General features: G+C 42.9%; 10 protein-coding genes. 3 read left to right on the top strand and 7 right to left on the bottom strand.

Translation table 11 applies throughout. The features are described from left to right. Window positions 1-2 precede the first annotated feature (2 nt). The 7 genes from G509_RS0104505 to G509_RS0104475 form a co-directional block, all read right to left on the bottom strand. Window positions 3-965, bottom strand: a complete 963-nt coding sequence (locus G509_RS0104505) for a glycoside hydrolase family 5 protein (protein WP_035738481.1) — start codon at window positions 963-965, stop codon at window positions 3-5. Between the two features lie 2 nt (window positions 966-967). Beyond that, on the bottom strand, window positions 968-2,212 hold the full coding sequence (locus tag G509_RS0104500; protein WP_026990432.1) for a glycoside hydrolase family 27 protein: 1,245 nt from the start codon (window positions 2,210-2,212) through the stop codon (window positions 968-970). A gap of 178 nt (window positions 2,213-2,390) precedes the next feature. Next, window positions 2,391-3,380, bottom strand: a complete 990-nt coding sequence (gene mgrA, locus G509_RS0104495) for an L-glyceraldehyde 3-phosphate reductase (protein ID WP_026990431.1) — start codon at window positions 3,378-3,380, stop codon at window positions 2,391-2,393. A gap of 78 nt (window positions 3,381-3,458) precedes the next feature. Then, window positions 3,459-4,481: an IPT/TIG domain-containing protein gene (locus G509_RS22735; RefSeq protein WP_051199940.1), complete on the bottom strand. Its 1,023-nt coding sequence runs from the start codon at window positions 4,479-4,481 to the stop codon at window positions 3,459-3,461. A 16-nt stretch (window positions 4,482-4,497) separates the two neighbouring features. Next, window positions 4,498-6,105, bottom strand: coding sequence for a RagB/SusD family nutrient uptake outer membrane protein (locus tag G509_RS0104485; protein WP_026990430.1), 1,608 nt, complete (start codon window positions 6,103-6,105; stop codon window positions 4,498-4,500). 12 nt (window positions 6,106-6,117) lie between these two features. Then, a complete protein-coding gene (locus G509_RS0104480) occupies window positions 6,118-9,309 on the bottom strand; it encodes a SusC/RagA family TonB-linked outer membrane protein (protein ID WP_026990429.1) in 3,192 nt (1,063 codons plus the stop codon). 297 nt (window positions 9,310-9,606) lie between these two features. Next, window positions 9,607-10,482 carry an AraC family transcriptional regulator gene (locus tag G509_RS0104475; protein ID WP_026990428.1) on the bottom strand — a complete coding sequence of 292 codons (876 nt, stop codon included), beginning with the start codon at window positions 10,480-10,482 and terminating at the stop codon, window positions 9,607-9,609. Window positions 10,483-10,671: 189 nt separating this feature from the next. Here G509_RS0104475 and G509_RS21445 point away from each other — a divergent pair, with 189 nt between their 5' ends. From G509_RS21445 to G509_RS0104460, 3 genes are read left to right on the top strand one after another with little or no spacing between them, the layout of a single operon-like run. Further along, window positions 10,672-11,826, top strand: coding sequence for a glycoside hydrolase family 26 protein (locus G509_RS21445; RefSeq protein ID WP_035738479.1), 1,155 nt, complete (start codon window positions 10,672-10,674; stop codon window positions 11,824-11,826). Window positions 11,827-11,850: 24 nt separating this feature from the next. Further along, window positions 11,851-13,776, top strand: a complete 1,926-nt coding sequence (locus G509_RS0104465; RefSeq protein WP_026990427.1) for a sodium:solute symporter family protein — start codon at window positions 11,851-11,853, stop codon at window positions 13,774-13,776. Window positions 13,777-13,821: 45 nt separating this feature from the next. Then, window positions 13,822-15,003 carry a glycoside hydrolase family 130 protein gene (locus G509_RS0104460; protein ID WP_051199976.1) on the top strand — a complete coding sequence of 394 codons (1,182 nt, stop codon included), beginning with the start codon at window positions 13,822-13,824 and terminating at the stop codon, window positions 15,001-15,003. The last annotated feature ends 4 nt before the right edge of the window (window positions 15,004-15,007 follow it).

Here is a 15,007-nt window from a genome sequence, read left to right as displayed (position 1 = left end):
TATTATTTATTAAGCGTTTTTAAATAACTGCGCGTTTTAATACCGCTCTCTTTAAGGTCGCTTTCTTTCCAGTTACCATCCGATGCCGCCGACTTTTTAAGCACGCTACACGTTTCATCCTTATCAGAAACCGACCATGTAATCCAGCTCAGTCCGCGTTCTTCCATCCAGTCAATCCACAATTGCCACTCTTTATAATCCAGTGGGCCATCGCCGGTGGCTTCCATACCGGCACATTCAGATACAAACACCGGCAGCCCTTTTTTTAGGGCCTCATCGGTACGGTCGCGAAGCTCCTGCTTGTGGGTTGCTGCATAAAAATGCACCGTATACATAAGGTTATTATATTCCTTAATAGGATCGTTAGCCGGCAGGTTAATATCCTGGTCCCAATGCGGGCATCCTACCAGTATAATATTATCAGGGTCGTTTTTCCTTATTACCTTTATAATCTCTTCGCTATAAGCTTTAACCTTTGGCCAGGTCTCCTCATCAGGCTCATTAAAAATCTCATAGATTACGTTAGGAGAGTTGCCGTACTTTTTAGACATCTCATCAAAAAAAGCTTTCGACTGTTTTAGGTTAATATTATGGCTATGCCAGTCTATAATAACGTAAATGCCTTCTTTAATAGCAGCGTCTACCACATTGGTAACGCACTTTTTGGCAAACTCCGGGTTGTCTTTGTAAGTCTTGCCGTCATCGCCTACTTCTACACCCATAGCGGCGCGCACTACGTTGGCATTCCAGTCTTCTTTAAGCCATTTAACGGCTCCTGCATTATAAAAACGGGGCCAGAAACTGCTCCAGCCAAAACTCATGCCGCGTAGCATAACGTGCTTGCCGTTGCTGTCTGTTAATTGTGTGCCTTTAACGCTAAGCTGCCCATGCTCTTTAACCGGCTGTGCAAAACACGTAGCCGAAAGCAATACTGCAGCAATTGCTATTTTAAAACGTTGTACCATAATTATTTCTTTTTAGTAAGGCGCAAAACAATAACATCGTGCGAAGCGACTTCGCCTACAAATGCTTTTTTAGTTGTAGCTGCGCCTTTATCTTTTTTATCCCAAACGTTTTTAATAGTGTAAGTAGTAGTGCTAAAAGACGTTTCCAGTTTGGCAATATCATCTTTAATATTTTGCTTAGCCCAGTCAAAGTTTATTTTCTGAGCCTTATCGCTGCGGTTTAAAAAGGCAATAGCCCAGTCGCCATTGGCAAGCGGTTTAACCCAGGTTTCCAAACCATCTGCACCATTAAGTTTAAAGCCCTGTACACCCAGTTTGTCCTGGTTTATGGCAATAACCTCTTTATTAGTTAGCACTTCTACGGTTTCTTTGCTCATAGAACGTAAATCGTTACCTGCAATTAGCGGAGCCGCAATCATGGCCCACATAGTAAAATGTGCCCTGTCTTCGCCGGGCGTTAGTGCCCCATTGCCAACCTCAAGCATATCAGGGTCGTTCCAATGGCCCGGACCTGCGAATTGCCTAAGGCCTTCCTGCTTGTCTAATATTTGCATAACACCCCACGCTTTCCAGGTGCCGTGGTCTTTAATACAGTCAAAGCAATTGTAAATATCACCCGTAGTTCTCCACAGGTGGCCTACATTTTGTCCCCAGTCCCACGGTTTATCAGTACCCCATTCGCAAATGCTTAATACTATAGGGTGACCTGCTTTTTTAAGGGCAGCAGTAATGGTTTTATAAGCACCTTCGGCTTTTAAGCCCTCGGTGTTGCACCAGTCATATTTAAGGTAGTCAATACCCCACTCGGCATACGTAAGCGCATCCTGAAATTCGTAACCACGGCTGCCGGGCCTGCCGCCACAGGTTTGCGAACCTGCATCGCTATAAATGCCCAGTTTAAGGCCTTTGCTGTGCACATAATCGGCAAGGGCTTTCATACCCGACGGAAAACGCTTGGCATCAGGGTGAATAAACCCTTTTGCGTCGCGGTCGCCATGCCAGCAATCATCAATATTAATGTAGGTGTAACCGGCATCTTTCATTCCGGTGCTAACCATGGCATCGGCCATTTGTCTTACCATGTTCTCATCTACATTACAGGCAAATTTGTTCCAACTGTTCCAGCCCATAGGCGGGGTAAGGGCAAGCCCCTGAAATTTAGTATAATCCTGTACGTAGTTGTCGCCCTGCGCCATAGCACCTAAACTAAGGCTAAGTGCAAACAGGCTGTATATAAGTTTTTTCATGTATTGGTTGTATGGTTTGTATTACTTCTATAGGTTTTAAATTTAGGTTGAAGCATCACGTTAGGGCTTAATTCAGTCCATGTTCCTGCTGTGCGCTCTATCTGCCTCCTGCGTCGGCAGGATGCCGCTTCCATCAGGGCTACCGAACCACTAAGCACTTCCTTTAATTTTTTGCGATCTATTTCAAAACCGCCTCTATAGCCTGAATTTCTTCATCGCTAAAGTTAATGTTGTTTAAGCTTTGCAGCGAATCTAAAACCTGCTCTGGCCTGCTGGCACCAATTAGTACTGACGTTACCCTGCTGTCTTTAAGCAGCCATGATAACGCCATGTGGGCAAGCTTTTGGCCACGTTGCTGGGCTATGTTGTTTAGTTGTTTAATTGTCTCAATTTTCTCGGGTGTCAGGTGGCTTTCGTTTAAAAAAACACCACTTGTTGCCACGCGGGAGTTTGTTGGTATACCATTAAGGTATTTATCTGTAAGTAATCCCTGCGCAAGCGGAGAAAAGGGTATGCAGCCCACACCGTTATTGCCCAGTACATCCAGCAATCCGTTTTCAGGGTCGCGTACAAACATGCTGTACTTTGGCTGGTGAATAATGCATGGCGTACCAAGGTCTTTTAATATAGCAATGGCTTTTTGAGCCTGCTCTGCATTATAGTTAGATATACCTGCGTAGAGCGCTTTGCCCTGGCGCACAATAAGGTCTAACGCCGCCATAGTTTCTTCTAAGGGCGTATCGGGGTCTGGCCTATGATGGTAAAAAATATCTACATAATCCAGGTTCATGCGTTTAAGGCTCTGATCCAGGCTGGATACCAGGTACTTTTTAGAACCCCAGTCGCCGTAAGGCCCATCCCACATGGTGTAGCCTGCCTTGGTAGAAATTATAAGTTCATCGCGGTAGCCGTTAAAATCAGAATGCAGTATTTTTCCAAAAACCTCTTCTGCCGATCCGGGTGGCGGACCGTAATTGTTGGCAAGATCAAAATGGGTAATGCCATTATCAAAAGCCGTGTGCACTATGTTGCGGCTGTTTTCAAAATCGTTTACAAATCCAAAGTTGTGCCATAAACCCAACGACAGGGCAGGTAGTTTAAGGCCGCTGTTGCCACAGCGCCTGTATTGAATATTTTGATATCTTTTGCTGGAAGGCTGGTAGCTCATAGTATAAAATTTGCCCTAAATATACTAAAAAGCATTCCCCGAAATTTCTTCGGGGAATGATAATTATACTATTATTTGTTAGTCTACTGTGTAACCAAAATTATCAAAATAATAATTGTGGGTTGCACCTGTAAATTCCTGGAAAGTAATATTTTGCAGTGCTGCAGGCATGCCGCCTAATTCGGCCCAGGTATAGCGGTATTCTTTCCATTCAGAAGTTGTTACAAACGATTTTGCAGCATCTCCCCAGCCGTTACCGTTAAATACAAGTACCAGTTTACCGGCATCATCAGATCGGGCAGAAAAGTGTATACCCGTGTATTGCGAGATCTGGTCGTCCCACGCCCAGTTACCCTGAATATTATCCCAGCCGGGAATGGCTTTTTTAATAAATGTAGTGCCCTGGTAAGCTTTTTCCTGATTAACAACATACTCCTGATTGTTCCACGGCTCCATCGTCCAAGGCGAATACCAAACGTCATCATAAATAGCAGTACCCACAGCTGTTTTCCATTCAGATTTGCCCGAAATTGTTGTTACCGATACGTATTTATGGTTAGAGCCCGGTGGCAGTATCGCTACAATTTTTGTAAGGGTGCTCGATACCACCTCTGCCGGAACACCACCAACGGTTACTACAGGATCTAAAAAGAAAGAGCCATAAATAGTAATCTGCTCGCCATCGGCTGCATTTACCGGATTAAAGCTTGTTAAAATAGGAGCAGGGGGTGCTACCACAAAATGGTATATTGCCGTGCCCATAGGGGTAACTACCTTAAGTTCGTCGCTTGCATCGCTGTAAGGTGTTTCCCTGTCTATAGTAATCAGGATAACCTCATCTGTAACCAGGGTAGAGTTAAAGTAAGTGTCGGTGTCGTTAAAGTATATTTTTTGGGTGCCCAAAAAGCCGCTACCCCTAATAATATACATGTTGTCTGCATAGCCCTGCTCTACAAGCGAATCGTTTTGAGCCAGGCTTACCGTAGCAATTGTTGGGGCAGCGCCACTGCCTTTAGCATCGTCGTCGCTACACGATACTAACAACGATATTATACCTGCTACAAGCAGGCATAATATTGATTTTAGATGTAATTTTTTCATTTTAGATAAATTTTAATTATTCAAAGGTGTATGGTACAGGACTTTCCATTAACAATGGGTTTTTAGAAACCTCATTATCCGGGTAGTCAAGATAAAAGTCGTCTTCGCTTGGGGTGTAGTATTTAGGTGTAAACCTGTCGCCCCTGTTTTGAGCCGCAATAATAGCGGTAGCCTGTGCTCTTGGTAGCCTGCCCAGATCGTACCAGTAGTCGCCTTCAAACATTAGCTCTTTTCTGCGCTCCTGAAAAATATCATCAAACGTAAGGCTTGATTTAGAAGCCAGGCCAGCCCTGTTGCGCACCGCATTATACGATGCCAGTGCACCTGCATCCGATGTGCTTGAGTTACCGCCAAGGGTAGCCTCTGCATGTATTAAAAGCAAATCAGCATAACGCATAATATACGTGTTGTTTTCCATCATGTTCCATCCGTCAAGATGGCCCACCGTAGATGTGTTAGTACCATCTGCAATACCAATTACGTATTTTTTAATGGCTGCACCTGCACCCTGGCCGCCAATTTCGTCGGCAGCAGGTACCGTAAAGCCTGTTTGCACAACAGTACCGCCAGATACACGTACTTTAATATCGTTATAAGTATCGCCCGGAAGCATAATGGTTTCTTTTCTCCTAACATCTCCGGCTTCCCAAATGTTTAATACATCCTGAGACGGGCCAAAAACGCCACCGTAACTTGCGTTAGAGGTAGTAAGGGCACCTGTGCTGATACCAAACTGGGTGTTGGAGTTGTTAGCCGAACCATAACGGCCATCTACAAACCATAGCAGGGCAAAAATAGTTTCTTCGTTATTATTATTCTGGTAAGTAAACAAATCGGCAAAACTTTTGGCAGGTAACGAGCTGCCACCTAAAAGTTTAAATTCGCCACTGTTAATAACGGTTTCTGCTATTGTTTTAGCCTCTGCATATTTTTTTTCATATAAATATACTTTAGCTAAAAACGACCTTGCCGAACCTTTAGAAACCCGCATATTGGTGCTGTAATTAGCAGTACGTATGTTTTCTTTAAGGTTGTCTATAGCCTTTTGATAATCCATTTCTATAAGCTTATATACATCTGCAATTGGGGCAGTAGGTATTTTAGGGCTTGTAATATAATCGGTATTATTTTCTATAATTGGCACAGGGCCCCAAAGCCTTACAAGGTAAAAATAGGCAGTAGCCCTTATAAAATAGGCTTCGCCAATAACGTTGTTTAAAACGTCCTGGCTAACCTCCGGGCCTACACGCTCTGGCAGGTAGTTAATAATATCGTTGGCCTGGGCTACGTTACCCCAAAGGGCTGCCCATGCGTTGTTAAGCTCGTTATCGCTACCGTTCATAGAAAAATTTAGAAGAGCACTAACGTCTGACGAGCCTGAGTACATGTTGCCCGAACCAACTTCGCCAACAGCGTAGAAAAATTTATTGGCAAACTGAAACCACGACCTTGAGTAAAGGCCATTGGTAACATTTTTTACCTGGTCGTCGTTTTTATAAAACGACTCAAGGCTTATTGAGTCTTCAGAAGCGCGGTTGGTAAACTCTTCTGAACAGGCAGATGATAGCAGTGCAAAGGCTAATGCTGTGCAGATTACTTTGTAACTTTTAAAATATCTTTTCATTTTTCAATTTTTTTAGAATTCAACGTTTACACCTACAGAAAAAGTTCTTGGGGTAGGATACCTTCCGTTGTCAATACCTGTTAATAGCTGGTTTTGGTTAAAAGAACCTATTTCAGGATCGTAACCTTTGTATTTGGTAAACGTATGCAGGTTTTGCACGCTTCCGTAAATCCTTACGCGGGTTAATTTTACTTTAGATATAATATCTGCCGGTAACGAGTAGCCCAGGGTAACGTTTTGTATCCTTAAGTACGAACCATCTTCTATATATCGTGTAGATATAAAGTTGTTTGGTGCGCTGGTACTGCCTACAGGCCTTGGTATGTTAGTGTTCGAGTTTTCAGGAGTCCAGTAGTTAGTCGCATCGCTAAGTGCATTTTGGTATAAACCGGCATTAGCAGTACCCGCCCTGTAGGTAAGGTTTAACACATCGTTACCGTAAGAACCCTGTGTGAATACAGAAAGGTCGAAATTTTTGTATTTAAAGTTGTTGGTAAAACCAAAGGTAAAGTCTGGGTGAGGGTTGCCCATAAGGGTCCTGTCAGACGCATCAATAACGTTATCGCCGTTTACATCGCGGTATTTAACATCGCCCAGGTAAGTTTGGCCTGCGCCAGTACCAACGCTTTGGCCAAATTGAAGCGGCGCGCTGTTTAGCTGATCTGTGCTTGTAAATAAGCCTTCGGCTACATAACCGTAAAACATACCAATTGGCTGGCCTACAACAGTGTTTGTAGCATCGTAAGATATGTAACCGTTAAGGTTTATAGCCTGGGTAAGTACAAGCTCGTCCTGTATGCTTAACAATTCATTTTTGTAATGAGAGAACACAAGGGTAGAGTTCCAAACAAATTCGGTTCCTTTGGTGTTGTAGTTTAAAGTTATATCGTATCCCCTGTTTTGCATTGAGCCAAGGTTAGATGTTGGCGCATCCATACCGCCATAGCCTGCAGGGCCTGTAAGGTAGGCAGGTAATGGAACCTGGAATAAAAAGTCTTTCGATTTTTTACTGTACACATCAAAACTGGCCGATAGCCTTGAATCAAGTAGTGTAAAATCGATACCAAAGTTGGTTTGCTGCATCGACTCCCACGTAACGGCAGGGTTACTAATGTTAGAGGCAAGGTAACCTGTGCCAAGCTGAGATGTGTATTGTGCCAGCTGTGCGCTGTACTGGTTGTTGGCAATTTGCTGGTTACCGGTTTCGCCGTAACCTACCCTGAATTTAATGTTATCTATGTACTTGCGGGTGTTTTCCATAAACGATTCGTTAGACAGTTTCCATGAACCTGTAACCGACGGGAAGCTGCCTGTTTGTGCACTTTTATCGCCAGGATAAAATTTAGACGAACGGTCTGACCTTATTGATGCAGATACGCCGTAACGGCTGTCGAAATCGTAAATTACACGGGCAAAAACAGAGTATATTGAGGCACTGCCTTTATAGCCTGTAGTTTTTGTCTGAGACGGGTCGGCAAGGTTAAGTGTATGTACATCGTTACTTGCAAAACCTGTTGCTGTGGCGCTTATACCTTCCCAATGGCTATCATTAGCTTCCTGGCCTGCAAGAATAGTAAAGGCATGTTTGCCGAATTTTGCATCGTAGGTAAGTAAGTTTTTAATGTTGGTAGAATACCAGTTTTGCCTTCTTTCAATAAGGTCGGCAGTTGGGTTGGTCTGTACACCCCATGCATAGCTTGGCGTAAAATCGGTGTTTTCGCTAAACTCTGTGTTTGCACCTAATTCTATCCTGTACTTAAGGCCTTTTATAATTTGAGCCTCAGCATAAACGTTACCTAAAAAGTTCTTTCTAACAAGTTTATTATCTTTAGATAAAGCCTCTGCTACCGGGTTAAAATAAGTAGCATTCATGCTGTTATCCAACGGGCCTGCATAAGATCCATCGGGGTTACGCACCGGTATATCCGGAGATTGTAACAGCGTGTTGGCAATAAGGCCACCAAAACTTTGGTTAATGGTTAGTTTTTCGTTAGTTATACCGGTATTGGTGTTTACACCAATACGTAACCAGTCTTTTACTTTAGTATCAAGGTTTAAGCGCATGGTATACCTTTTGTAACCCGAGCCTAAAAGCGTACCCTGTTGGTCTAAGAAACCTCCTGAAACATAGTATGATGTAGTTTCGCTACCGCCTGAAAATGATAGTTGGTGGCTTTTAGCAATAGCCGTTCTATACACTTCGTCCTGCCAGTCTGTACCTTCGCCAAGCAGTTCCGGGTTAGCAAATTCAGGGCGAAGCGTATCATCGCTAAGGCCGTATGCTTTTGTAAGTGCATTTTGCTGCGCAGCATATTCTCTAAGGTTTAAAACATCCAGCTTTTTGTAAATAGTAGCTGCAGATGTATACCCTTCGTAAGAAATTTTGCCTGTACCTTTTTTACCCGATTTTGTAGTGATAATAATTACACCATTAGCACCCCTTGAGCCATAAATAGCTGTAGCCGAAGCATCTTTAAGGATGTCTATGCTCTGGATGTCGTTAGGGTTTATCATAGAAAGTGGGCTAACGGCATTGTTACCGGCGCCACCGCCTGTACCAAACTCATCGGCTGCAAGCGGCCTGCCACTCATAGATTTACCTGTGGCATCGCCAGATACCGGCACACCGTCTATAATGTAAAGTGGCTCATTAGTACCACTAATGGATGTTGTACCACGCACCCTGATAGAAACGGCACTACCCGGTTGACCAGAGTTGTTTGATACCGATACACCCGATGCTTTACCCTGTATCATCTGGTCTACAGTGGTTTGCTTAAGGTTTTCGATGTCTTTAGTGCGTATGCTGGATACGGCACTGTTTACATCGTCCTTTTTCTGCGTACCGTAACCAATTACAACCACTTCGTCCAGTGTTTGTGCGGTTTCGGTAAGCTTTGTGTTGATTTGTTTTCTGCCTTTAACGGCAATTTCCTGTGTGGTAAAGCCAATAAAGCTAAATACCAGTGTAGCATCGGCGGGAGCCTCTATAGAGTACTCTCCGTCCAGGTTTGTAGAAACGGCAGTAGTTGCGCCTTTAACGGTTACATTAACTCCGGGAATAGTCATTCCCTTGTCATCAGACACCACTCCGGTTACCGTGTTTTGTGCTTGTAATGCGCTTGTGCAGCACAAAAATAGCAGGTAAAACAGGGCTTTGCCCCTGGTACACCATTGTGTTAAGCTGTGTAATTTGTTACCCATAATAATTTGTGTTTGGTTAGTTACTAATTCCTAAATAAATAAACGCTTTATTTCAGCTATCAATAATTTTAGGGTTGGTTTATTGACAAAAACAAATTTATGGGAGTTGTTAAGTAGTTGTTAATACTATATTATCATTTGATGATAATATTTTCTCTAACGTTTGCGTGATTTATGCTATATATAGTGTAGGTAATTCTGTAAGAACAAATAAGTGTCTGAAAAACAGTTATTTGTAAGTTGTTGTGTTTTAATGCTAACGATTGCGAAGGGTTGTATTTTTTAATCAGTACGACGCTACAAAAAGCGTTTCATGCCGTAAAACTCATCGCGGTACTGGCTGGGTGTTGTGTTCTTAATGCTCTTAAAAATGCGGTTAAAATTGGCAATATTATTAAAGCCAGATTTAAATGCAATTTCAGATATACTCAGGTCTTTTTCTACCAGCCATCGGGCTGCATAGCCCACCCTTATGTCGTTAAGGTAATTTACAAAAGTTTTATTTGTGCGCTTTTTTATAAAACGGTTAAACGATACGGGGCTCATGCTGGCAACATACGATACATCATCAAGCGTAATTTTTTCCGAAAAGTTTTTTTGGATGTATTCGTACACCAGTTTCATTTTATCATCGTCTTCAAAAACATCGTTATCAACTGTAAAGGTAGACAGCAGGCGCTGGTTGCGCGAATTGGCCATATCATGCAATATGGAAATTATCTCTAAAAAATAATCCATGCCATCAACCTTCGAGATGTTGCTTAGCCGTTGGGCAAGTTCGGCCCCTGTTTTTTTAGAAAACAGGATGCCGTGGTTGGCGCGGTTAAACATATCGCGAATGGGCATCATTATGCGGCGCGCCAAAAGCGACTCGGTAAACAGGTCGTTATGGAACTGAATGGTAATTTCGTGTATGTTCTTGTTTTTACATTTATGCAGTTCCCAACCGTGGTATAAGTTGGGCCCCACTAATACTAATTCTACATCGTCAATCTCTTCAATATGGTCTCCTACGATACGTTTAACCCCTTTTCCGTTTAAAATAAAATTAATTTCATACTCCGGATGGTAGTGTATCGGAAACTCAAATGTGTCCTTAAGCCTATCAAACACAAGGAAACTATCGCCTTTGGTAAGGGGCGGAATCTCCCTTAAAAACTTTTGATTGTCCATATTGATATTTTTTTTGCAATTATATGATATAATTTTGATAAAATAATATTAACTAAGATTTAAGACTAAATTTATCTTTGGCATTATCAAAAAAGTGTTCGTAAAATTACACTCTTCAAAATATAAAGCTAAATTATTTGATAATATTATAATGTTAGTCCTTTCTTTTTGAAGCAGATGCAAATATAGATGAAAAATAAAATCACAATACTACTGGCTGTATTTTTAGCTGTTTCGTGCAAAAGTACGGCGCAAAAGCAGCCTGATACACACACGCCGGTAGATAAAATGGCCACTACGGAAACGGTTGCGCTGTACAAAAATTTATTTAAGGCAAAAGAAAAAGGCTTTATGTTTGGCCATCAGGACGACCTTGCCTACGGCGTTAACTGGCGTTACGAAGAGGGGAGGAGCGATGTTAAAGATGTTACCGGAGATTATCCTGCCGTGTATGGTTGGGATCTTGGCCGCATAGAGACAAAATCCGACAAAGACCTTGATGGCGTGCCGTTTAACAAAATGCGCGAGTATATAAAACAGGTGTACGACAGGGGTGGTGTAAGCACTTTTAGCTGGCATGTAAACAACCCGTTAACCGGTAAAGATGCCTGGGATAATACACCCGGAACGGTAGCCTCTATACTTCCCGGAGGGGCACAACACGAAAAATTTAAAGGCTGGATGGATGAGGCTGCTAATTACCTGCTTTCGTTAAAAAGCAGCGATGGCAAACTGATTCCTATTTTGTACAGGCCTTACCATGAATTTACAGGAAATTGGTTCTGGTGGTGCAAAAATACTACCACTCCTGAGCAGTTTAAAGAACTATGGAAATTTACGGTAACCTACTTTGAGAAAAAAGGGGTGCATAACCTAATCTATGTTTATAATACGTCCGATTCGGGTGTGGCAACTAAAGCCGACTTTATGGAATATTATCCAGGCGATGAATGGGTAGATGTAGTTAGCTTTGATATTTACCAGGGGGGCAATACACCGGAGAAATTGACTAAATTTAGTGCCGACACTAAAAACCTGGTTACTATTATAGATGAGGTGGCTAAAGAGCACAATAAGCTGTCTGCCATTGCCGAGACCGGTTTTGAAGAAATACCGTATGCCACCTGGTGGACAGAAACGCTTGTAAATGCTATTGGCAGCCGCAAATTGTCTTATGTACTGGTGTGGCGCAACCACGGCTGGAACGAGCACATGACCCCGCCGCACATGCATTACTATGCGCCTTATAAAGGCCATAAGTATGAGAAGGATTTTGTGGAGTTTTTTAACCTGCCTCAAACCCTTTTTCAAAAAGATGTTACAAAACTTAAATTATACAAATAATCGCGCCCTGCGCGAAAAACATATATGAGATTAACAAGTATTGACCTTTCTATAATTGCCCTGTATTTTATTATGATGGTGGTGATTGGCATCATCATGAAAAACCAGGCTAAAAAGAGTAAAGACAGTTACCTTTTAGGTGGTAAAAAATTACCGTGGTATATGCTGGGCCTTAGCGACGCCAGCGATATGTTTGATATTAGCGGTACCATGCTACTGGTTAGTATGGCCTTTTTATATGGCTTTAAAAGCGTTTGGATTCCGTGGATGTGGCCGGTGTTTAACCAGGTGTTCTTAATGGTGTTCCTTAGCAAATGGCTGCGCCGAAGCAATGCTACCACCGGTGCCGAATGGCTGGGTACACGCTTTGGGTTAACAGATAAAGGTGTTAAGCAAAGCCACGCCATTGTGGTGGTTTTTGCTTTAATGCTGTGTATTGGCTATATGGCCTATGCATTTGTAGGGGTGGGCGAGTTTCTGGAAATTTTTATTCCGTATCAAACCATAAAAGATATATTTCCGTTCCTGGACCAAAATTTAGAGCAGTTTACAGTAGGTACACAACAATATACCGATGCACTTATTGCAGCCAAGCATTTTACAGCCCAGTTTTATGGGGTAAGCATTTGCCTTGTAGCTACATTTTATAGTATTGTGGGCGGTATGCACGGTATTGTGCTGGCCGACTTTATTAAGTACATGATAATGATAGTGTGTTCGTTATTTGTAGGTACTATAGCCATGAATGCCCTGGCAGACTCCGGCATTGTGCTTGCCGATAAAATGCCACTTGGGTGGGACGACCCGTTGTTTGGTATGGAGCTTGGGCTGGACTGGCAACACATTCTTGCCGATGCTCAGGTTAAATTGGAGAAAGACGGTTACAAACTGTTCTCTGCCGTAGTTGCCATGATGTTTTTTAGTGGTGTGCTTAAAAGCCTTGCAGGCCCTGCACCCAACTACGATTGCCAAAAGATATTAAGTACAAAATCGCCCGAAGAAGCCAGTAAAATGAGCGGGTTTATCTCTATCATATTACTACCTATCCGTTATTTTATGACAATGGGGCTGTGCATACTGGGTGCGCTATATTTTAAAGACCTAAACCTTGGCCATACCGCCGATGGCGTAAATTTTGAAAGCATAATGCCGGCAGTTATAAGCAAGTACCTGCCTGTTGGGTTGGTGGGTCTTGTGCTGGCAGGTTTCCTGGGTGCGTTTATGAGTAACTTTTCGGGTACGCTAAATGCCGGGCAGGCTTACATAGTAAACGATATCTATCTTAAATACTTTAAGCCGGAAGCCAGCAGAAAACAAATTATCAATATGGGCTATGTGTCGGGTATTGTAATGGTAATACTTGGGGTAGGCCTTGGGCTGCTTATAAAAGATGTTAATATGATATTCAACATCATAACCGCAGGCTTGTATGGCGGCTTTGTGTGCGCCAACGTACTTAAATGGTACTGGTGGAGGTTTAATGCCAACGGGTTCTTTTGGGGCATGTTTGCCGGTATTGTGGCAAGTGCCATTCCGCCTGCGCTGTCAGTAAGCGGTGTAACCCATTATTTTGATGGTACCCGTATGCTGTATTTCTTCCCAATATTCTTTGTAATACAGCTCATAGCATGTGTGGCGGGTTCTTATGCTGCACCGCCAACAAATACTGAGACACTGGTTAACTTTTATAAAACGGTTAGGCCGTGGGGCTTCTGGAAACCAATACGCGATATAGCACAGCAGGAAGACCCAACCATAGAACGCAACAAAAACTTTGGCGTTAACATGGCAAACGTTGCCATGGGCATTGCCGGACAAATACTGCTAACACTGCTGCCAATGTACTTTATACTATCTAAATGGATGGGCTTTGGCATTGTACTGGCACTTTTAGCTGTAATTTTTATAGTAATGAAGAAAACCTGGTGGAACAGGCTTACCGACTTTTAAATCTGATTTTTTAATACCTCAATATATATACAAATGGGTAGCGATATGATTACTGAAAACAGGGTTAACATACCTAATTATGATGCACTGGTTAAGGCACATAATGAACTGATAGAAAAAAAGAACGAACCGTTTGCCGCAACAAACGGTGTATATACACGCTACATAAACCCTGTGGTTACCGCAGCCCACGCCCCTTTAGAGTGGAGGTACGACCTTAATGTGCAAACCAACCCGTTTGGCATGGAGCGCATAGGTATTAATGCCGCTTTTAATGCCGGTGCCACAAAATGGAACGGCAAATACCTTTTAGCGGTAAGGGTAGAGGGCACCGACCGTAAATCGTTTTTTGCTATTGCAGAAAGCCCTAATGGTGTAGATAACTTTAAGTTTTGGGATAAGCCTGTGGTAATTCCTCAATTGGAAGAGCCCGATACCAATGCTTACGATATGAGGCTTACGCAGCACGAAGACGGCTGGATATACGGCATTTTTTGTACCGAGCGTAAAGACCCTAATGCCCCCGCCGGAGATACCAGTATGGCTGTTGCCAATGCCGGTATTGTTAGAACAAAAGACCTTGTAAACTGGGAGAGGCTGCCTGACTTAATTTCAAGAACAGGCCAGCAGCGCAATGTGGTGCTTCACCCGGAGTTTGTAAACGGCAAATATGCACTCTATACACGTCCGCAGGATGGGTTTATAGACGTAGGCAGCGGTGGCGGTATTGGCCTTGGCTACGTAGATAATATGGAGAACCCTGTTGTTCAGGACGAGAAAATTATCTGCGGTAAAGTATACCACACCATATACGAGCTTAAAAACGGCCTTGGCCCGGAGCCTATTAAAACAGATAAAGGCTGGCTGCACCTGGCACACGGCGTGCGCAACACGGCTGCAGGATTGCGTTATACCCTGTATATGTTTATGACCGACCTTAACGATATCGCTAAAGTAACTCATCACCCGGCGGGCTATTTTATGGCTCCCGAAGGCGAAGAAAGAGTAGGCGATGTATCAAACGTATTGTTTGCCAACGGCTGGATTTGCGATGACGATGGTACGGTGTTTATTTACTATGCATCATCAGATACACGTATGCACGTTGCAGTTTCATCAGTTGAAAAACTGGTAGACTACGTGGTAAACTCACCTGAAGATACCTTTATATCATCAGGATCGGTGCAAACCATCATCAAACAGGTAGATAACAACAGCAAATTATAATTTA

This window comes from Flavobacterium subsaxonicum WB 4.1-42 = DSM 21790, from assembly GCF_000422725.1.
GTDB classification, from domain to species: Bacteria; Bacteroidota; Bacteroidia; order Flavobacteriales; family Flavobacteriaceae; genus Flavobacterium; species Flavobacterium subsaxonicum.
This window is presented reverse-complemented; position numbering and strand designations above follow the sequence as displayed.

Bases quoted from the DNA above. Each gene is read 5' to 3' on its own strand.
- G509_RS0104460 (WP_051199976.1), top strand. From the start codon at position 13,822: ATGATTACTGAAAACAGGGTTAACATACCTAATTATGATGCACTGGTT.
- G509_RS0104475 (WP_026990428.1), bottom strand. From the start codon at position 10,482: ATGGACAATCAAAAGTTTTTAAGGGAGATTCCGCCCCTTACCAAAGGC.
- G509_RS0104500 (WP_026990432.1), bottom strand. From the start codon at position 2,212: ATGAAAAAACTTATATACAGCCTGTTTGCACTTAGCCTTAGTTTAGGT.
- G509_RS0104480 (WP_026990429.1), bottom strand. From the start codon at position 9,309: ATGGGTAACAAATTACACAGCTTAACACAATGGTGTACCAGGGGCAAA.
- G509_RS21445 (WP_035738479.1), top strand. From the start codon at position 10,672: ATGAAAAATAAAATCACAATACTACTGGCTGTATTTTTAGCTGTTTCG.
- G509_RS0104485 (WP_026990430.1), bottom strand. From the start codon at position 6,105: ATGAAAAGATATTTTAAAAGTTACAAAGTAATCTGCACAGCATTAGCC.
- G509_RS22735 (WP_051199940.1), bottom strand. From the start codon at position 4,481: ATGAAAAAATTACATCTAAAATCAATATTATGCCTGCTTGTAGCAGGT.
- G509_RS0104465 (WP_026990427.1), top strand. From the start codon at position 11,851: ATGAGATTAACAAGTATTGACCTTTCTATAATTGCCCTGTATTTTATT.
- mgrA (WP_026990431.1), bottom strand. From the start codon at position 3,380: ATGAGCTACCAGCCTTCCAGCAAAAGATATCAAAATATTCAATACAGG.
- G509_RS0104505 (WP_035738481.1), bottom strand. From the start codon at position 965: ATGGTACAACGTTTTAAAATAGCAATTGCTGCAGTATTGCTTTCGGCT.